Consider the following 20,310-nt stretch of genomic DNA (forward strand, 5'->3'; position numbering starts at 1 on the left):
GTGCCTTTTCCCGTTTGTTGTCTCATCGTAGTGTGGAGCTTTAATCATGCGTGTATTATTCCCTTTTCTCGCACTCTATCGCCGCCATTGGTTTCTTATTAGTTTAGGTATGATTTTGGCAGTTGTAACCCTGCTAGCTAGTATTGGCTTACTTACGCTGTCCGGTTGGTTTCTTGCCGGCACTGCTGTAGCAGGATTTGCCGGAAAATATACCTTCAATTATATGCTGCCTGCGGCGGGTGTCCGTGGGGCAGCTATTTTTCGCACTGCCGGGCGTTATGGTGAGCGATTAGTCAGCCATGATGCTACATTCCGGGTATTGGCACATCTTCGGGTTTTTACCTTTCAGAAGATCCTACCACTTTCTCCAGGAGGCATTGCTCGTTTTCGCCAGGGAGAGCTATTGAATAGGATTGTGGCTGATGTCGAAACGTTAGATCATCTCTACCTACGTGTCATGTCTCCAGTTCTCGCTGCACTTGCCGTCATTGTTGTCCTGACATTTGGCTTGGGATTCCTTGATAAGACGCTTGCCTATACCCTTGGCGGTATTCTGTTAGGACTGCTGCTGACATTACCTTTTGTGTTTTATCATGCGGGCAAACCTTACGGCAGGAATATCACTTTATTACGCGGCCAATATCGAACATTGCTTACCAGTGCATTACAAGGTCAGGCAGAGTTGACCGTATTCGGTGCTCTCCTGCGCTTCCGCCACTCAATGTCTGAGATTGAATCCAAGTGGTTAAAGTGTCAACAACAACAAGCTAATCTGACGGGACTTTCTCAAGCCATTATGATTTTTGCCACTGGCATCACAGTGACACTGATATTGTGGCTGGCAGCAGCAGGTATAGGCGGAAACAATCAACCTGGAGCGTTGATCGCCCTGTTTACATTCTGTGCTCTCGCTGCTTTTGAGTCTCTTGGGCCAGTCACTGTGGCTTTCCAGCACATGGGACAAGTTATCTCCTCAGCTACACGTGTCTCTCAGTTAATGCACCAGAAAGCCGAAGTCACCTTCCCTGCACACGGGCCAGAAAGTACAAATAATCTCAGTCTTGAGATAAAAAACATTGATTTTACTTATCCTAATCAACCCTTACCAGTATTACAGAATATTTCTCTGTCTCTGCAAGCTGGTGAACATATTGCTTTGTTGGGCAAAACAGGCTGCGGTAAATCGACTCTTTTACAATTATTGACCCGGGCATGGGATGTTAATCACGGAGAGATTTTAATCAACCAACAGCCTATCTCTCGTTATGATGAAGCTACACTGAGATCGATAATGTCTATCGTTCCCCAGCGGATACATGTATTCAGCCATACTCTGCGTGAAAATTTGTTATTGGCAAAACCAGATGCTACTGATGAAGAATTAACAACAGTATTAAAGCAGGTCGGATTGGGAAACTTGCTAGACAATAATGAAAAGCTAAACTGTTGGATGGGCGAAGGCGGACGTCAACTTTCTGGTGGAGAACAACGCCGTTTGGGTATTGCCAGGGCATTACTGCATGATTCTCCACTTATGCTTCTGGATGAACCGACAGAAGGGCTTGATGCAGATACTGAACAACAAATTCTGTCGCTATTACGCGATAGTTGCCAAAATAAAACACTTATTGTGATTACCCATCGGTTAACTGGCTTACAGTATATGGATCGTATCTGTGTAATGGATGGGGGACGTATCATTGAGCAAGGGCAACACGACATGTTACTGTCACAGCAAGGACGTTATTACCAATTCTATCAACGACAGTATTATCCTGAGCAGGAGTGATAACTTTTATGTTGATAGCTCAATTGGATAACTCATGTGAATTTCCTCATCCAGCCAATGCATTAGCAGAGCCGAATGGTCTGTTGGCATTCGGAGGGGATTTGAGTGCAGAACGCTTAAAAGCAGCTTATAGTAAGGGAATTTTCCCATGGTTTTCGCCTGATGAGCTCCCCTTATGGTGGTCGCCGGATCCCAGAGCGGTTCTGATCCCTGGAGAATTACATACCGGACGTACTCTGCGACGTTTTATTCGCAAACATCCTTATCAAATTACGGTAAACTATGCTTTCGATCAGGTGATATACAGTTGTGCCCAGCGACAGGAAGGTACGTGGATCGGGGCTGATATTCAGCACGGTTATCAAACCTTGCATCAGGAAGGTATGGCTCATTCGGTTGAAGTCTGGCACAAACATCAGCTTGTTGGTGGATTATACGGTGTTAGTGTAGGAACGCTATTTTGCGGTGAATCGATGTTCAGCAAAATGGAGAATGCATCCAAGTGCGCTTTTGTGGCATTCTATCACCATTTTTTACGTCATAGCGGTCAACTGTTTGATTGCCAGGTGCTAAACCACCATACAGAGTCACTGGGCGCGAAAAATATTCCAAGGAGAGAATTTCTCCAGCATCTTGAGCAATATAAAAAACAATCATTGCAGGCAGGCTGTTGGGATACACAAGTGCTGGAATTATAATCAACACTTGGTGATTTATGCTATTTACGGTGGGAGTGTCAATTCCATTATGAGGAAAATGATGGTTTAAAATGCGACATTCCTTTACATAATGAGGGTTTTTCGGCATTATCTTGCCGGTTAAAAACTACGGTTGTTACATTTAGAGGATTAGATGGCCAAAGAAGACAATATTGAAATGCAAGGCACTGTGTTAGATACACTGCCAAACACCATGTTCCGTGTCGAACTAGAAAACGGACACGTCGTTACTGCTCATATTTCAGGCAAAATGCGTAAGAACTACATCCGCATCCTGACTGGAGACAAGGTTACAGTTGAGCTAACTCCATATGACCTGAGCAAAGGCCGTATCGTCTTCCGTAGCCGCTGATTCACATACCTTCTTAACACCACAGGTAAATGTGTTTTTTCAACATTTTCCTGTGGTGTCACTCTTAATCATACAGCCAGTGTTTTCCGTACTTATTTTTTTCCATACTTATTTATAGCACGGCATCTTCTGATTTTTTCTTATTCGACTTTTGTACGCCTTTGAAATCGTATTTTAGTGCCTGCTTATCTTTATCAAGAGTAATCCTGACAGATCCGCCATGAACTAAGGAACCAAACAACAATTCATTGGCTAAAGGTTTCTTCAGGCTATCCTGGATCACGCGAGCCATAGGACGAGCCCCCATCGCTTTGTCGTACCCTTTATCACATAACCACTGACGGGCATCTGTACTGATTTCCAGGGAAACACCTTTTTCATCCAACTGAGCTTGTAGTTCAACAATAAATTTATCAACTACTTGCTGAATAACTTCCGCAGAAAGTGCATCAAACCAAATGATGCTATCAAGTCGATTACGGAATTCAGGGGTAAAGGTTCGTTTAATTTCTTCCATACCATCAATGCTGTTATCCTGCTCGCTGAAACCGATGGATTTACGCTGGGTCTCACGTACCCCGGCATTGGTTGTCATGACTAAAATAACATTACGGAAATCAGCCTTCCGGCCATTGTTATCAGTCAATGTTCCATTATCCATAACTTGCAGCAGTATATTGAATACATCAGGATGCGCTTTCTCTATTTCGTCAAGCAGCAATACAGAATGAGGGTGTTTGATAATCGCATCTGTCAATAAACCACCCTGATCATAACCAACATAACCTGGTGGTGCGCCAATCAGGCGGCTCACAGTATGACGTTCCATATATTCAGACATATCAAACCGCAGTAGCTTGATATTGAGTACCTTGGCTAACTGAACTGTCACTTCGGTTTTACCAACCCCTGTAGGCCCCGCAAATAGAAAAGAACCAACAGGTTTATACTCCTGCCTCAAACCAGCACGACTCATTTTAATGGCTTCTGTTAATACTCCAATTGCTTTGCCCTGACCAAAAACCAACATTTTCAAACGATCATCCAGTGTTCTCAATACATCTTTATCACTGGCTGAAACTGTTTTCTCAGGAATACGGGCAATACGAGCCACAACAGATTCAATGTCTGAAACATTGATTGTCTTTCTGCGACGACTGGCCGGGACTAACCTTGTTCGAGCTCCAGCTTCATCAATGACATCAATAGCTTTGTCCGGCAAATGGCGGTCAGTAATGTACTTCACGGATAATTCAACAGCAGCCCGAATAGCTTTCGATGTATAGCGGACATCATGATGTGCCTCATATTTGGCTCGTAAACCATGAATAATCTGTATCGTTTCTTCAGAAGAAGGTTCAAGAATATCAATCTTCTGGAACCGACGAGCCAAAGCACGATCTTTCTCAAAGATATTGCTGAATTCTTGATAAGTTGTTGAACCAATTACCCGAATACGACCGCTGGATAAAAGTGGTTTAATCAGATTAGCGGCATCCACCTGCCCGCCCGAAGCCGCACCAGCTCCGATAATGGTATGAATTTCGTCGATAAAGAGAATACTTTTATTATCTTGTTCTAATATTTTTAACAAGGTTTTGAAGCGCTTCTCAAAATCGCCACGATATTTTGTTCCTGCCAGTAACGAACCAATATCCAATGAATAAATCGTACAATCCTTCATCACCCCAGGGACATCTTTTTGCACAATACGCCATGCAAGCCCTTCCGCAATCGCGGTTTTACCAACCCCGGATTCACCCACAAACAAGGGATTGTTCTTACGCCGACGACATAGCACCTGAATTGTCCTTTCCAATTCATGCTGACGTCCGACAAGTGGATCAATCTGTCCTTTCTGCGCTAACAGATTCAGGTTTGTAGTGAAATTCTCCAATCGATCTTCACCTATCACTTGTTCTTCCTGAACTGGATTAACGTTGTGATGAGGCTCACTATCGAGTTCATCTTTACGTGTTCCGTGAGATATAAAATTCACAACATCCAGTCGGCTAACATCATGCTTACGCAGTAAATAAGCCGCCTGAGATTCCTGCTCACTAAAAATCGCAACTAACACATTTGCCCCAGAAACTTCTGAGCGCCCTGAAGATTGAACATGAAATACCGCTCGTTGCAAAACACGCTGAAAACTCAACGTTGGTTGTGTATCTCGATCATCATTCTCAGATAATAAAGGGGTAGTTTGAGTGATAAAATTTTCTAATTCTTGGCGTAATATTGCCAAGTCGACCTTACAAGCCTCCAGTGCTTCTCGCGCTGATGTGTTACTTAACAACGCCAGCAACAGGTGCTCTACAGTCATAAATTCATGTCTGTTATCCCTTGCTTTGGCAAAAGCAATGTTGAGACTAAGCTCCAATTCTTGATTGAGCATAAGCACCTCCTCCCAAAATCAATAAGCCAGATCAGACCTTTTCTAGCGTGCAAAGTAACGGATGCTCGTGCTCCTTCGCATACATGTTCACTTGCGCAGCCTTAGTTTCTGCGACCTCTGCTGTATAAATACCGCAAATAGCCTTCCCTTGGTAATGGACATCCAGCATTAGTTGCGTTGCTCGTTCAACATCATAAGAAAAGAACTTTTGCAATACGTCAACCACAAACTCCATAGGGGTATAATCATCATTGTTAAGAATAATCTTATACATTGATGGAGGCTGTAACGCTTGCTTTTCTTTATCTTGAATAAACTCTTCAAAATTCAAGCTATTATAAAAATGACTCATTGCCTTTCCACTGAGTATTATCTTGCTACCGGATTTTAGTATGAACTAATTCGTTCTACCTCTATATATTTTATCACTGCATAAAGCACTCTGCTTATTCCCGTAGACGATCAGAGCAAGTCTTCCACCTAAAAATCTGATACCGTTATCTATATCAAACTTTAACAATTTGAGACAACCTGACGCCATTTCTATGCTTGACGATGAAATGAATTTCACTACAGTGTATTTTATGAACACCTTTCCTAGCTGAACGACTGTTCATGATCCTGAAATTTTTAGTGATTCCTGAATCCGAAATCATAATACGAGGGATAGAGAAGTATGGAAACAGGTACAGTTAAATGGTTCAATAATGCAAAGGGCTTTGGATTTATTTGCCCGGCTGACGGTGGCGATGACATATTCGCTCACTATTCAACTATTCAGATGGATGGTTATAGGACGCTGAAAGCTGGACAAAAAGTGAATTTCAGTGTTAATCAAGGCCCTAAAGGCAATCATGCCAGTCTTATTGTTCCTTTGGAAGATGGCTTAACATCAAGAAAAGAGTAATCAATTCTTAATTTCCACGCCACAGGTAAACAAACGTTATTTGTGGCGTGTTATTATCCAATAGCCATATCATTTTTTCTCTGGCTAAGAATCTAAAATCAGCGATAAGCCTGGTAAAACATCTCACGTCTTCTATTCTTGTCAACTATAAGATGCCAAAACTCTAATATGCCAGTTATCTATCCACGATAGATATAAATGAGTTAGATGTAAATAAATTAGATGTAAATGAAATAGATGTAAGAATCAGGAGAGTTTTTTTATTAAATGTCAATAGCAACTGATTGTTATCTCTAAGGTCAGAAATTTCTATACAATTCAGGAAAATATTCCTCTATTTAGTATCAAAATCACTTCATTTTATTTAATGATTTTAACCTTATCATATAGTAAAAAACGCGTTGATTTTCAGTAGGTTTACCTTTATCCTACTTGTTATTATAGTGTAAATTTATTGTTGTTATTATTTTTTTGGTTTTTATGACCAGCTAAAGGTATACCCAATAGATTACCTGCTGCGTCCATAAGTATGAATGTAGCTAATAATAAAACGCGTAAGATATAGGGTATAAAAACAGATAAAAAGACATCTATTATAATAAGGATTGTGACATGTATTCAGGATTACTCATTATCCTCCTTCCATTGAGCCTGGGTTATTCGATCCGTCTAAATAATAAAATGATACTGACCAGAGTTCACCAACTGCTCAATGTCATGGTTTACCTCATCCTTGTTTTCATGGGCATCAGCCTTGCTATGCTGGAAAACCTGGGCGATAACCTACTCTCTATCTTGCTATATGCAATGACATTTTTTCTTTGCATCTTTATAGCTAATTTACTGGCACTTTTCCTGTTGGATAAAAGAAAACCGTGGATTATCGCAGAGTATAAGCAAGAAAGCCCCCCTTCTCGTCTGCATATGGTGTTTGATTCCATTAAATTATGCGGTGCTCTAATATTGGGCTTCTTATTTGGTTTGACAGAATGGTCATGGTTTCATTTTTCCAGCAAAGCCAGTGAAATCACTTTAATTTTTTTACTTTTTCTTGTTGGGATTCAGCTACGTAATAATGGCATGACCCTGAAACAGACCCTGATTAATCGCCGTGGAACCATTGTTGCTCTCGTTGTTGCAGTCAGTTCTCTTTTAGGCGGTATGCTGGCTGCTTTTCTTCTAGGGCTACCGACCAAAACAGGCCTTGCCGTTGCATCTGGCTATGGCTGGTATTCTCTTTCTGGCATTTTACTCTCTGATGCCTATGGGCCAGTATTAGGCAGTACTGCTTTTTTCAATGATTTGGCTCGTGAACTGGCATCAATCATGCTCATCCCCATGCTAATCAATCGATACCGTTCTACAGCATTAGGTTTAACCGGCGCTACCTCAATAGATTTCACATTACCCATATTACAGCGTTGTGGTGGTTTGAGTATCGTACCCGCTGCTATCGTTCATGGTTTCATTTTGAGTTTAATGACACCTATATTTATTGCATTTTTTACCCAGTAAATTTAACTCACGTTTTTGGTGTAAAAAATTTGCAACATCATTTAACAGCATAATATTTAATCATAAAAACCATGTTAGAGAATAAAAAACCAAAAAATATTAGTGGCATGATTAGTTAACCTATAAATTGACTAAAATAACGATCTTATGAAGATATTATTGCATAGTTATTCTTTTGAGATTAATATCCCATCAATCAGTTAACTATTCATATTTTTCGCATGAAAATTCAATTAAAAAACATTGATTACTTCTATGGAACTCATCAGGCTCTGTTTGATATCAATTTCGAATGTACATTAGGAGAAACCGTAGTATTACTAGGGCCTAGTGGCGCGGGCAAAAGTTCCTTACTACGAGTCCTGAATTTACTGGAGATGCCACGTTCTGGTCAGTTAAGTGTGGCACAGCATCAATTTGACTTTAAACATCCCCCTGGCGAAAAAGAAATCCGTGCCTTACGGCAGAAAGTAGGTATGGTTTTCCAACAATACAATTTGTGGCCACATCTGACCGTAATGGATAACCTGACCGAAGCTCCCCGTCGGGTATTAGGGCTACCTGGACCACAAGCGCAGAAAAAAGCGATAAAATTACTTTCCCGTCTTCGTCTGGAGGAGTTTTCCAATCGTTTTCCATTACATTTGTCAGGCGGACAACAGCAACGTGTCGCCATTGCACGAGCGTTAATGATGGAACCTCAAGTTCTGCTGTTTGATGAACCCACTTCTGCACTTGATCCAGAAATCACATCTCAAGTCGTTGACATAATAAAAGAGTTGGCAGAAACCGGGATCACACAAATTATCGTGACACATGAAGTAGAACTTGCCCGTAAAACAGCAAGTCAGTTCATCTACATGGAGAAAGGGCGAATTATAGAAAAAGGTGATGCAAGCCATTTTTTGAAGCCTCATACGGAAGCTTTTGCTAATTATTTAGCACACTAAACCTACGATATTAATTCAATTAAACAGATAACTCGTTAACAAAAAAATACCAATAACATTCATCAACCACATGCTCATGAATTACAGGATATGGCAATGAAAAAATTATTACTTGCAGCCTTACTAAGTTCAATAACACTATCCGCGACCGCAGCAGAAAAGCAATCACTCCGTTTTGCCACTGAAGCAACCTATCCTCCTTTTGAATTTATTGATGCAAATAATAAAATCCAGGGATTCGATGTGGATTTAGCAAACGCTATTTGTCAAAAAATCCATGCCGAATGCACCTTTACTAACCAAGCATTCGATAGCCTCATTCCTAGCCTGAAATTCCGCCGCGTTGATGTATTGATGGCAGGTATCGATATTACGCCTGACAGACAGAAACAAGTTGATTTCACTGATACTTATTATGACAACGCGGCCATATTTGTCACTGTCAAAGGGAAATATTCTCAATTTACTGAACTTAAAGGAAAACAAGTAGGTACTCAAAATGGCACAACACATCAAAAATATCTCATGGAACAACATAAGGAGCTAAAAAGTGTTCCTTATGACAGCTATCAAAATGCCATCCTTGATCTGAAAAATGGACGCATTGATGCATTATTCGGTGATACCGCCGTTGTTAATGTGTGGCTAAAAAAGAATAAAGAACTGGGTACTATTGGCGAAAAAGTTACTGACAAAAATTACTTCGGTACAGGTTTAGGTATAGCTGTTCGTAAAGGTAATACCGTCTTATTGAACAAACTAAACCAGGCTCTGGCTGATATTAAACAAGATGGCACTTATGACACTATCTACAAGAAATGGTTTGAACAATAATTAGCTGAATCTCTATGAATGAACTTCAATCTTTAATCAGTGCCGCCGGTATAACCGTCGGCCTTGCTGTTGTGTCTCTTGTAACTGGCCTGATTCTGGCAATGCTTTTTGCTACCTGGGAATCTTCCCGTTGGAAACTCTTTGCATTTCTAGGATCCTGCTGGGTTACTTTGATCCGTGGACTACCTGAAATTTTAGTGGTTCTTTTTATCTATTTTGGGAGTTCACAACTTCTGATCACCCTGTCAGAAGGAATTGATATCAATCTTGTGGTGTGGCAATTCAGGATACAAATGGAAATTGACAGTTTTGATGTCAGCCCTTTCCTCTGTGGTGTTATTGCCCTCTCTCTACTTTATTCTGCATATGCCTCTCAAACACTAAGGGGAGCATTAAAAGCAATTCCGATGGGGCAACGAGAAGCCGGGCAAGCATTAGGGTTAAGCCAAAGCCGTACCTTTTTTCGTTTAATTATGCCGCAAATGTGGCGCCATGCTTTGCCGGGGCTTGGTAATCAATGGTTAGTCTTATTGAAAGACACAGCGTTGGTTTCACTGATAAGTGTCAATGATTTGATGTTACAAACAAAAAGTATTGCCACCCGCACACAAGAACCATTCACCTGGTATATGGTTGCCGCCGCTATCTACCTATTTATTACATTGGTGAGCCAATTTATCCTCAAACGACTTGAAGTGCGCGCTACTCATTTTGAACGGAGTACTTCTGATGTTTGAGTATATAAAGGATATTTTACCGGGTTTACAAACCAGCCTGAGTCTGACTGTTACCGCATTGCTGGTAGCATTTACGATGTCTGTCACCCTGACGGCTATTCTGACGATGAAACTGCCGATATTATCGCAATTGGTGAAAGGCTACATCACACTGTTTACCGGAACGCCCTTGCTCGTACAGTTCTTTTTGATTTACTACGGACCGGGACAATTTCCGTCACTGAAAGCATATCCGTGGTTATGGCAACTCATGTCCGAACCATGGCTTTGTGCTATGGTGACATTAGCATTAAATAGTGCAGCGTATTCGACTCAACTTTTTTATGGTGCAGTTAAAGCAATTCCAGCCGGACAATGGCAATCCTGCTACGCTCTTGGGATGTCAAAGGCACATTCTCTGTGCATTCTGTTACCTTATGCCTTCAAAAGAGCACTTTCTTCCTATTCAAATGAGGTTGTATTAATTTTCAAAAGCACTTCACTGGCCAGTACAATAACGCTGCTGGATATAATGGGATACAGCCAACTCCAGTTTGGCCGCAGTTATGATGCAACAGTATTTGTTGCCGCAGGTATTATTTATCTTTGTATAAATGGCCTTTTAACATTACTCATGCGTTTGATTGAACGACGCACCTTATTATTTGAGCAACGTAATTAAGATTATCTGTATTATTGTTATTTTCACTTCCATTGTTGATTGCCATTTGTCATCAGTACCCTATTATCAACAAACTGTTATCAACAATGGAAATATTCCTCTTTCCGATTAATTGCCAACAATAACTAATAATGCCAGCGTTTCATAATGCTCTGTATGGGGGAACATATCGAATAATTGTACTTTCTCTATTCGGTATCGTTCGAGCATAGTGATATCTTTTGCCATAGTTTCAGCGTTACAGCTTGAATAAAGAATAAATTTAGGAGCCATTCGATTAAGATATTGGCAAAGCTCCTTACCAATTCCTCTGCGTGGAGGATTAACCAACACCAACTCAGGGATCTGAGATTTATCAAGAGCAAAACGTGTAGAATCCAGTGCCTGAAATTCAATATGTTTAAGCCCAAGGCTATTAGCCGACTTCTTCGCACAAGCAATAGCTTCCTCACTGATTTCAATACCAGTCAGCCTTGTCTCTTCATCTGCACAATGCAGGCCAAAACCACCTGCTCCACAAAACAGATCCCACATACTGTTTATATTCAACTCTCTGACCCACTGCCCGGCAGTCGCATATAGTCGTGAAGCAATATCGGGATTAGTCTGGAAGAAGCTACGGGGGCGAATATACAACGGAATATTATTAAAATTTTCTTGTAACATTTTCTTTTCAGTGAAAAGAATCTCTTTTTCACCTTCCAGAATCGCCATATGAACAGGTTGAATATTTGCGGAAATCACCACCAATTGTGGTAATTGTTCTTGTAACCACGGTAAGGCACGTTTTAACTGTTCCAACTTAGTTTCTGAACGTAGCACAAACCGCAGCATAATTTCTCTGTTAGCACGACTTTCGGTCAATAAAATATATTTGAGCTCACCTTTTTTGCGTGCAACGTTGTATGGAACTAATCCCGCTTTAGCAATAAATACCTTTATTACTTCGAGCACTGACTGGAAATGTTGTGGATATAAAGGACAATCGCAAAGATCAACTGCCCTGCCATCCCGGTGTAGCATCCCAAGTAGCGGACGCTCAACACTGCCACTCACTACCATTTTGGCCTTATTACGAAATTCAGCAAGTTGACTGGCAACAGGAGGTTGCCAGCACGTTATTGATGATTTTTGTAAAAGCTGTTGTAAATGTTCTTGTTTATCAGATAATTGTTTTAAATAGGACTTATCAAACCACTGGCAGGAGTGACAATGCCCCGCGGTATACTGCGCACACTGCATTGTAAAAAACCACATTAAAAAATATTAGTGCAAGGTAAACGTTGATGTTTTTATCGAAGTTTGCGATTCTTCATCTTCTACTTCCATTTCCATCTCGCTTTCCATTTCACTATTAACATAAAGGAAATTATTACTGTGAACTTCAAAGATCACATTAGCAATTTGCTCCTCACTCTGCTTCATAAAATGAGAAAATTGCTGGAAAGTCATACCAGCAGCGATAGGAAATGCCTGGCAAACAATCAGTTTGGGTAAACTTTCGTCCTGAATATCAAGAAATGCCTTAACAGTAAGGGAACCGGCATTAATCTGGCTCAAATTTGCCACTAATGGAATAATCGCCGTCGGCCTGACTTCCGCCAGAGCGGAGAAAAAGACAACATCCCCTAACAGATCAAGCTTGGCATCAAACAAGCCATCAATGTTCTGCATATGAGGCAAATGTAATACTGGACTTGCTTCATTCTCAAAATAAGAGATTTTAAGTTTATCAAGCCAATTACGTAATGTTGCTAAATTTGGGATAACCATAGAATCCATTGAATCAACCTCATATGACTAAAAGTGACATATGCTACCTTCAGAAAACACGACTAGGATAGCAACATGAAATCGTTAACCTATTTTGTTTTTTTCTTCACCAGAGCCAATCTGATGATTTCTACTTGCTTTCTTATGATCAATTCCTAAGAAAGAAAGATTATAGATCGCACGCCAGATAATATGGATAGCTGCGGGTATCAAACAGCCAATACCCAATAAGATCATAGCAATGTGTGCTTCTGTCGTCATTAATAAAGGCGATAGAACTATACTACCAGTTATCGACAAATAGACTAAAGCCAACAACCCAATCCCCAATATTTCCAATAAAATAACCAGCTTTGGCATATCAGCCAACGAACGCATCTCTTTTGATGTACTTTTCTTCATTTGTTGACTACCTTCCAAATCTGCTATGCAGGATATTTTTTAACCGCCATCATCAGGCTACCATACATAAGTATCTGCTATATCTTTCGTCCTTCAAGTTACCTCTTTTGTTTGTTGGCTATATCTTGAGATCCATGAGGTCTAATTGGTGGTGCTGATTAAAGCAAAAGGAAATTCCTGCTTTTTTTTACCCGCTCTTACAGGCATAGTAACCCAAGATGACATACCTATGTAGTCCATGGCTATTACCAATAAGGAGTTTATTTTATATGTACACAGTCATTTTTGGTCGTCCTGGTTGCCCATACTGCGTCCGCGCTAAGGAGCTGGCTGAAAAATTAAAAACAGAGCGCGAAGATTTTGACTACCGTTATATTGATATCTGGGCAGAAGGCATCACCAAAGACGACTTATCAAAAACAGTAGGTAAACCTGTTGAGACTGTTCCTCAGATTTTCATTGATGAAAAACACATTGGCGGTTGTACAGATTTTGAAGCCTACGCCAAAGAAAACCTGCAACTATACAAATAATCATAGCATCCGCTATTTAGGTGAGAAAAAAATTCTCTTTCTAAATAGCGGCATGCGCCTAAATATTCAACAAAATTCCACCCCGTATTTCTCAATCTACCGCCGCACTGAAAAAATTCTGTAATTTTTTTTCGATCTCGAGAACTTTCATGTTTTCACACAGTCTCAATTAGTGCCACTGCTTTTCTTTGATGTCCCCATTATTGAGGAGCCCGATAGTCATCCCCTTTGGTTAAAGACTATCGGGTTTTTTGTTTTTACAGGAAAAGAACAGTCATAAGGAAGATGCGCTCATCAATACATTATTTACGCACTTCAATTTTAATCAGTATTAAACAACCTGACGAATTAAGGCGATATCGCTTTACTAAACCACATGATAAAATTATTGTTTTGCACAGTATTTGATAAAGCACGTTATCATATTCTTACTTCAATGCACGTGTGAGGCTCATTTTGCTAGAACAACTGAACCACGATTTGTTTACTCTTATCAATGCTACACCAGATTCATCACCAAGCATGATCATGTTTTCAATCTTTGTTGCAAAATATCTGGTGTATGTATACCCCATCACCTTGGCAGTTTGCTGGCTTTGGGGGGGAAAAGAAGCTATCTCATATCAGCGCATTGTTGTCAGTAAATCTTGTATTGCTTTTGCCTTTGCAATAACGGTTTCAGCAATTATTGGAGTGCTGGTTCCACATGCACGCCCTTTTGTTGAAGGAGTTGGTCATAATTTTCTTGCTCATGCGCCAACAGTTTCTTTCCCCAGTAACCACGGTACAACCGTATTTACTTTCGCATTAGCATTTATCTTCTGGCATCGCATCTGGTCAGGTTTTTGTCTGATGGTTATTGCCTGCGCTATTGTCTGGGCCAGAGTCTATGTCGGAGTTCACTGGCCAATTGATATGATTGGCGCATTTTTGGTCAGCTTAATGGGATGTGCATTTTCCCAAATATTCTGGCACCTCTATGGAGCATGCTTGCAAAGCAAACTAACTTGCCTTTACCAATTTTGCTGTGCCTTTTTAATCAGAAGAGGTTGGGTACAAAGTTAAATCAAGCCCTCAACATCGCAACAGAAAATGGATTCCCCCAGAGACTTAGGATCTTGTAACCGGGGGAATCACGATTAAGAAAATTAGTAATGTGGCTGTACACAATAACTCCTCATCTGACAAAGCCTCTGTGTTATCTAAAAAATAAATAAATCAGCAATCAATATAAAGCATTTCGTTATATACAACATTACATAACTGAATAAGATTACTCTTTCTTTACAAATCAAACCTTGTTTGATTTTTTTTCATTCAACATCTTTTAAACATCAATAAGATTATTAATTCATAATATTAATGAAACCAAAATCCTAATCATACAGCACACATTTCAAACCAAAATAAAGGCCACTATTATTTTACTTTTATTTCATACTGATACAGCAAAATAAAGCGGAAAGAATTTATAGCTAAAGAGATAAGGATTATATTAAGCTGGGACTTAAATCCCTCACAAAAATAATATATTAATATTTTAATAAAAAATCAGGAGTAGTAAACGAACACAGAATGTTAAAATCCAATTGATGATATTTATTATCCATTTTTTTATGCATACATCTTATTTAATATTTAATTAACACCATCATAAGAACTCATAACATATTAACTTTACGATATAAATCTTACAATTGCGAGAGCGATCACGGTACATTTTACTAAAAATAATTATATTCCCCCTACCAAAAGTCTGTGATTAAGTTTTTTTGATTTAAGCATCAAAAATTAGAACTAAACTGGATCTCGAATCCTCTGCTTAAAATGACCATATTTTAGGCAATATTATTAATATAGAAATAAAAATGTTTAAATAAACATCAGAACAATATCTGACAATTTATTATTCATATAACGAATCCAACTCGTGCATTTTATTTAATGTGCGGGTTTAGCAATTTTTAAATTTTACTTTACCGCGTTATTTCGGAGATATTTATGGACACATCTCAAACAGGTTCAATCGCATCCTCTGCTTTCAGCAAAAGCGATTACTCTACCTGGCGTAAATCAGACACTGTATGGATGTTGGGATTATATGGCACAGCCATTGGCGCTGGCGTTTTGTTTCTTCCCATAAACGCCGGTATTGGTGGATTAATACCACTTATCATCATGGCACTGCTTGCACTTCCGATGACATTCTTTGCTCACCGCGGCATGTGTCGCTTTGTCCTTTCCGGCAAAAATAGCGGCGAAGATATCACTGGCGTGGTAGAAGAACATTTCGGTAAAGTTGCAGGTTTTTTAATCACCATTCTGTACTTCTTTGCAATTTACCCTATCCTGTTGGTTTATAGTGTTGCGCTAACCAATACAGTAGAAAGTTTTATTACCCACCAGCTACATATGGATGCTCCACCTCGTGCATTGCTGGCACTATTATTGATCCTGGGCGTTATGAGCATTATTCGTTTCGGCGAACAAATGATTGTCAAAGCAATGAGTGTCCTGGTATTCCCATTTGTCACCGTTTTGATGCTTCTGGCTCTGTATCTTATCCCCCACTGGAACACTGCTATCTTTGATACTTTATCGCTGGAAAATACTGCATCTTCAACCAATAGTCATGGCCTTCTGTTCACCCTGTGGTTAGCGATCCCAGTAATGGTTTTCTCTTTCAATCATTCCCCAATTATCTCTGCATTTGCTGTAGCAAAACGTGAAGAGTACGGTGAAAATGCGGAGAAAAAATGTTCACGCATTCTGGGCTATGCTCACATCATGATGGTACTGACCGTCATGTTCTTTGTCTTTAGTTGCGTACTAAGCCTGTCACCTGAAAATCTGGCAGAAGCCAAAGCACAAAATATTACTATTCTGTCTTACCTGGCTAACCATTTTAATGCACCAGTCATTGAATACATTGCACCAGTCATTGCCTTTATCGCAATTACCAAGTCATTCCTTGGTCACTATCTGGGTGCCCGTGAAGGTTTTAATGGCATCATTAACAAGGCACTGAGCACGCAAGGAAAAACTATTCAGCACAAGACGCTGAATCGTATCACCAGTTTATTTATGCTAATCAGTGCCTGGATTATTGCAACACTTAACCCAAGTATTCTGAACATCATTGAATCTCTGGGTGGGCCAATCATTGCCATGATCCTGTTCATCATGCCAATGTATGCTATTCATAAAGTTCCGGCTATGCGCAAATATGCAGGCAAGCCAAGCAATATCTTTGTTATTGTTACAGGTTTAATCGCTATCTCAGCAGCCGTTTATTCTGTGATGTAATGAATATATCAGGCAGCTTTCTACAATCGCTACCCTGAAAAAAAATGCCAGCCACAATAAAGGTGACTGGCATTTTTTTAACTTCAACTATTTTCAAATTATTATATTCTTACTTAATCATTCAATAACTGAAAATTGAGTTAAACCAACTACTGACAGTCAGTACAATAAAATCCCAAACGCGGCCAAAGAACCCCGTTTCTTCAACGGCTTCTTTTACTACCAGCGGGCGTTGTTCAATGACCTTACCATCTAGCATAAAATTAACCGTTCCTACAACCTGATTTTTTGCCAATGGCGCTTCCAGTGGTGTCTGATTCAGTGTAAAACTTGCTTTCAAATTACCCGACTGCCCACGCAAGACTGTAACTGCCGCATCTTTTTCTACGCCTAAAGCAACTTCAGGGCGAGTTCCATACCACACTTTTTCTGTGACTAGTACATCATCGGCCTTAAGTGGGGTACTGGTTTCATAAAAACGGAAACCCCATACCAGGAGCTTTTCACTGTCCACAAAACGAATTCGATCACTTGGAGCACCCAGAACAACTGAGATTAAACGCATTGGGCCTTCTGTTGCAGAGGCAACAAGATTATATCCTGCTCCGCTGGTATGGCCTGTCTTTATACCATCCACGTTTATGTTTTGATTCCACAACAAACGGTTGCGGTTAGGCTGACGGATTTTGTTGAAAGTGAATTCTTTTTCTTTATTCAGTGCATATTCTTCTGGAACATCACGGATCATGGCCTGACCCAAAAGTGCCATATCACGAGCAGTACTATACTGCCCGGCGGCATCTAAGCCATGAACAGTCTTAAAATGAGTATTTGTCAGACCTAACGATTGGGCGTATTTATTCATTAAATCAACAAAAGCATCCTGACTACCTGCAACATAATCTGCAAGAGCAATGCTGGCATCATTACCAGACTGGATCACAATACCACGATTTAAATCAATGACTTTGACTCTATCTCCGGGTTTTAAAAACATCAGGGAAGACCCTTTAAGTACCGGATTACCTGTCGCCCAGGCATCTTTTCCGACAGTGACCCAATCCTCTTGGGAAAATTTACCAGCTTTCATCGCCTGCCCAATCACATAACTGGTCATCATCTTTGTCAGACTCGCAGGATCTAAACGCTCATCAGGGTTATTTGATGCCAGAATTTTTCCGCTGGCATAGTCCATCAAAATATAAGCTTTAGCATCAATCTCTGGCGTAGCCGGTTCATTTATCGCATATAAGTTGGTACTTGCCAGCCAAAAAACACTCAGCCCCACTGCAAAAAACTTTATTATCTTTATCTGACCTCTTTTTTTCATCATCGCTCGCCTTTTTTCTCTGACAGCCAAAATATAAAATCTCTATTAATATAGGATGTTATGAGATAAGACTCCAACCCAATAACGTAAAGATTTTCCTGTCATTCACATGAATTTATTGTCATATTATCGATAACTCAGAACAACCTGATATTAAGGAGAAAATGGTGCTGACAGTCTGGGGCCGTAAGAATTCATCAAATGTAAAAAAGGTTCTTTGGTGTCTGGAAGAATTAAAGATCCCATATCAGCAAATCGATGTTGGTGGAAAATTTGGCAAACTTGATGATCCAAAATATTTACACATGAACCCTAATGGCGTTATTCCATGTTTACAGGACGATGATTTTATTCTGTGGGAATCAAATGTGATTGTCCGTTATATTGCGGAAAAATTTGGCAAAGATATTCTTTACCCAACTGATATTAAAGAAAAATATAATGTTGAAAAATGGATGGATTGGATAGGCTGTCATCTCTTTCCTCCAATCAAGCAGCTCATGATAAATCTTGTCAGAACTCCGGAAGCGCAACGCGACCAAAAAATCATCTCTCAAACATTTGCAGAGATAAAAAAACTACTGAAAATTACCGATGAAACATTGGGCAAACAAACCTATCTTTCCGGCGATAAATTTGGCATGGCCGATATCGCTCTTGCCCCCTTTGTCTACCTATGGATTAATATCGTGACAGAACGACCATCACTGCCAAACTTGGAACGCTGGTATCAATTAATGACTGAAAGACCAGCGTTCCAAAAAATTGTTATGATTGAAATAAACTAATTACAGGCTCATCGGCATTCTACCGGGATCTGGATATTGGTACTCGAACCCCAGTTCCCGGCAAATTCGGCTTCCATCAACCGTTTTACATTTCCCAGAGTGATTTTCCATTTCCTCACTTTCCGATTGTAAAAATTCTGGCGGGGTCACATTAAGCTGACGGCAGGCTTGTGAGTAAAACTCCGATCTTTTGGGATGTTCCGGCGCACACAAATTATAGATATTACCTCCTTCAGAACGCTGAATAAGGAGTTTAATAGCAGAGATAGCATCATCCTGATGAACTAAATTAACTGCGTTTTCTCCCCCAGCAATCGCTTTCTGTCCTGCCAAAAAACGTCCTGCATGGCGACCGCTACCTACCAAGCCCGCCAAACGCAGGATATCAACGGATGTATTGGGTAATTGATGCAACCAGTTTTCCAGCTCAACCAATGCTCTGGCAGATTGAGTTTCAGGAAACAATGGAGCATCTTCATTAAGATAGCCGACAGAAGAACCATAAACGGAAGTTGAGCTGGTAAAAATAATATGAGGGACAGAATACGAGAGCGCAGTATCAACAAGTAACTGTACTGCTCTGACATACTCTGCCCCACCTCCTGCAACTCTGCTGACAGGCAATGTCAGAACCAATACATCAACTGACATAAGTTGCTCAAGTTTATCAGGTGTACAGATGATTTCAGGGGTCAGATTCAATAAATGACAGTCAATTCCACACATACAGGCTGCTTCAACACCATCTGGAGTTGTTTTACTACCGACTACCTGTACACCGCTTCCTTGCAAGGCTTGTGCCAATGGCATTCCTAACCATCCCAGTCCAATAATTGAAACCTTTTTCACCTTGATTCTCCCCAGCCCATATGATTTTGATTATTTAAGCAAATTACACCTGTAAAAGATATCACCCACTCACTTCCTTAAAGAGGGTAAAAATAATTTACATATAAAACAAAAGATTAATAGCGCAAAATAACTTTTTTTAAAAAAAGGTTGCTTTCCATATACAGGATCAGATAGGTTAAATAGCAGACAGCTAATTTCTTATATCTGCTAACATATAGCAAACATATATAAAGTTAAGCATAAAGTTTTCCTGAAGTCACAAAGTAGAGCAAACATAAGTAACGCTAAAACATACCATTACCTACAAAACCGTGACTTGGAAGACAATAAATATACGCTAAAATTATTTATCATATATTCGACAGAGAGCATACATATTATGAATCGTATTCAATTTAACCATCACCACCATCATCCTGATTAGTCTTTCAGGCTGTTGTGTGCTGGAAGACGTTTAATAACTC

The 20,310-nt window shown here is 40.0% G+C and carries 20 protein-coding genes and 1 other annotated feature (1 of these 21 only partly in view); of the genes, 13 read left to right on the forward strand and 7 right to left on the reverse strand.

What is annotated here, in order from left to right:
• Nucleotides 1–46 precede the first annotated feature (46 nt).
• From cydC to infA, 3 genes are all read left to right on the forward strand, one after another.
• Nucleotides 47–1,789, forward strand: a complete 1,743-nt coding sequence (gene cydC, locus AAC852_RS11760) for a heme ABC transporter ATP-binding protein/permease CydC (RefSeq protein WP_340621203.1) — start codon at nt 47–49, stop codon at nt 1,787–1,789.
• Nucleotides 1,790–1,797: 8 nt separating this feature from the next.
• Complete coding sequence (gene aat / locus AAC852_RS11765; RefSeq protein WP_340621204.1) at nt 1,798–2,487, forward strand: leucyl/phenylalanyl-tRNA--protein transferase; 690 nt, start codon at nt 1,798–1,800, stop codon at nt 2,485–2,487.
• Between the two features lie 154 nt (nt 2,488–2,641).
• The gene (infA, locus tag AAC852_RS11770) at nt 2,642–2,860 is read left to right on the forward strand and encodes a translation initiation factor IF-1 (protein WP_002211347.1); all 219 of its coding nucleotides are present in this window, start codon (nt 2,642–2,644) and stop codon (nt 2,858–2,860) included.
• Between the two features lie 112 nt (nt 2,861–2,972).
• Here infA and clpA read toward each other — a convergent pair whose 3' ends face one another.
• Together clpA and clpS are read right to left on the reverse strand one after the other, a co-directional pair.
• Nucleotides 2,973–5,258, reverse strand: a complete 2,286-nt coding sequence (clpA, locus tag AAC852_RS11775; protein WP_340621205.1) for an ATP-dependent Clp protease ATP-binding subunit ClpA — start codon at nt 5,256–5,258, stop codon at nt 2,973–2,975.
• 31 nt (nt 5,259–5,289) lie between these two features.
• Nucleotides 5,290–5,610, reverse strand: a complete 321-nt coding sequence (clpS, locus tag AAC852_RS11780) for an ATP-dependent Clp protease adapter ClpS (RefSeq protein ID WP_340621206.1) — start codon at nt 5,608–5,610, stop codon at nt 5,290–5,292.
• A gap of 324 nt (nt 5,611–5,934) precedes the next feature.
• Here clpS and cspD point away from each other — a divergent pair, with 324 nt between their 5' ends.
• The 6 genes from cspD (at nt 5,935) to artM (ending at nt 10,862) form a co-directional block, all read left to right on the forward strand.
• On the forward strand, nt 5,935–6,165 hold the full coding sequence (gene cspD, locus AAC852_RS11785) for a cold shock-like protein CspD (protein ID WP_340621207.1): 231 nt from the start codon (nt 5,935–5,937) through the stop codon (nt 6,163–6,165).
• Nucleotides 6,166–6,777: 612 nt separating this feature from the next.
• Complete coding sequence (locus AAC852_RS11790) at nt 6,778–7,680, forward strand: LysO family transporter (protein ID WP_340621208.1); 903 nt, start codon at nt 6,778–6,780, stop codon at nt 7,678–7,680.
• Between the two features lie 221 nt (nt 7,681–7,901).
• Nucleotides 7,902–8,630, forward strand: a complete 729-nt coding sequence (gene artP, locus AAC852_RS11795; protein WP_340621209.1) for an arginine ABC transporter ATP-binding protein ArtP — start codon at nt 7,902–7,904, stop codon at nt 8,628–8,630.
• A 96-nt stretch (nt 8,631–8,726) separates the two neighbouring features.
• A complete protein-coding gene (gene artJ / locus AAC852_RS11800; RefSeq protein ID WP_340621210.1) occupies nt 8,727–9,464 on the forward strand; it encodes an arginine ABC transporter substrate-binding protein in 738 nt (245 codons plus the stop codon).
• A gap of 14 nt (nt 9,465–9,478) precedes the next feature.
• Nucleotides 9,479–10,201 carry an arginine ABC transporter permease ArtQ gene (gene artQ / locus AAC852_RS11805; RefSeq protein ID WP_340621211.1) on the forward strand — a complete coding sequence of 241 codons (723 nt, stop codon included), beginning with the start codon at nt 9,479–9,481 and terminating at the stop codon, nt 10,199–10,201.
• Nucleotides 10,194–10,862 (forward strand): arginine ABC transporter permease ArtM, encoded by a 669-nt coding sequence (gene artM / locus AAC852_RS11810; protein WP_340621212.1) that lies wholly within the window; start codon nt 10,194–10,196, stop codon nt 10,860–10,862. Before artQ ends, artM begins: the two co-directional genes overlap by 8 nt.
• Nucleotides 10,863–10,970: 108 nt before the next feature.
• On the opposite strand, the gene rlmC is transcribed toward artM, so the two are convergent.
• The 3 genes from rlmC to AAC852_RS11825 all read right to left on the reverse strand — a co-directional run bounded on the left by rlmC (nt 10,971) and on the right by AAC852_RS11825 (nt 13,037).
• Nucleotides 10,971–12,104: a 23S rRNA (uracil(747)-C(5))-methyltransferase RlmC gene (gene rlmC / locus AAC852_RS11815; protein ID WP_340621213.1), complete on the reverse strand. Its 1,134-nt coding sequence runs from the start codon at nt 12,102–12,104 to the stop codon at nt 10,971–10,973.
• 24 nt (nt 12,105–12,128) lie between these two features.
• Nucleotides 12,129–12,644 carry a type III secretion system chaperone family protein gene (locus AAC852_RS11820; protein WP_340621214.1) on the reverse strand — a complete coding sequence of 172 codons (516 nt, stop codon included), beginning with the start codon at nt 12,642–12,644 and terminating at the stop codon, nt 12,129–12,131.
• Between the two features lie 75 nt (nt 12,645–12,719).
• Nucleotides 12,720–13,037, reverse strand: a complete 318-nt coding sequence (locus AAC852_RS11825; RefSeq protein ID WP_340621215.1) for a YbjC family protein — start codon at nt 13,035–13,037, stop codon at nt 12,720–12,722.
• A gap of 269 nt (nt 13,038–13,306) precedes the next feature.
• Here AAC852_RS11825 and AAC852_RS11830 point away from each other — a divergent pair, with 269 nt between their 5' ends.
• From AAC852_RS11830 to AAC852_RS11840, 3 genes are all read left to right on the forward strand, one after another.
• Complete coding sequence (locus AAC852_RS11830; protein ID WP_340621216.1) at nt 13,307–13,570, forward strand: GrxA family glutaredoxin; 264 nt, start codon at nt 13,307–13,309, stop codon at nt 13,568–13,570.
• Between the two features lie 456 nt (nt 13,571–14,026).
• Nucleotides 14,027–14,635 carry an undecaprenyl-diphosphate phosphatase gene (gene ybjG, locus AAC852_RS11835; protein WP_340621217.1) on the forward strand — a complete coding sequence of 203 codons (609 nt, stop codon included), beginning with the start codon at nt 14,027–14,029 and terminating at the stop codon, nt 14,633–14,635.
• Between the two features lie 936 nt (nt 14,636–15,571).
• A complete protein-coding gene (locus AAC852_RS11840; protein ID WP_340621218.1) occupies nt 15,572–16,876 on the forward strand; it encodes an HAAAP family serine/threonine permease in 1,305 nt (434 codons plus the stop codon).
• 121 nt (nt 16,877–16,997) lie between these two features.
• Here AAC852_RS11840 and AAC852_RS11845 read toward each other — a convergent pair whose 3' ends face one another.
• Complete coding sequence (locus AAC852_RS11845) at nt 16,998–18,206, reverse strand: serine hydrolase (RefSeq protein ID WP_422824295.1); 1,209 nt, start codon at nt 18,204–18,206, stop codon at nt 16,998–17,000.
• 167 nt (nt 18,207–18,373) lie between these two features.
• On the opposite strand from AAC852_RS11845, the gene AAC852_RS11850 reads away from it, so the two are divergent.
• Nucleotides 18,374–18,994: a glutathione S-transferase family protein gene (locus AAC852_RS11850; protein ID WP_340621277.1), complete on the forward strand. Its 621-nt coding sequence runs from the start codon at nt 18,374–18,376 to the stop codon at nt 18,992–18,994.
• On the opposite strand, the gene AAC852_RS11855 is transcribed toward AAC852_RS11850, so the two are convergent.
• Nucleotides 18,995–19,843, reverse strand: a complete 849-nt coding sequence (locus tag AAC852_RS11855; RefSeq protein ID WP_340621220.1) for an SDR family oxidoreductase — start codon at nt 19,841–19,843, stop codon at nt 18,995–18,997. It lies immediately after the preceding gene.
• A gap of 402 nt (nt 19,844–20,245) precedes the next feature.
• Nucleotides 20,246–20,310, forward strand: a sequence feature (His leader region) (it continues 58 nt past the right edge of the window).

This window comes from Xenorhabdus siamensis (genome assembly GCF_037996745.1).
GTDB classification, from domain to species: domain Bacteria; phylum Pseudomonadota; class Gammaproteobacteria; order Enterobacterales; family Enterobacteriaceae; genus Xenorhabdus; species Xenorhabdus indica.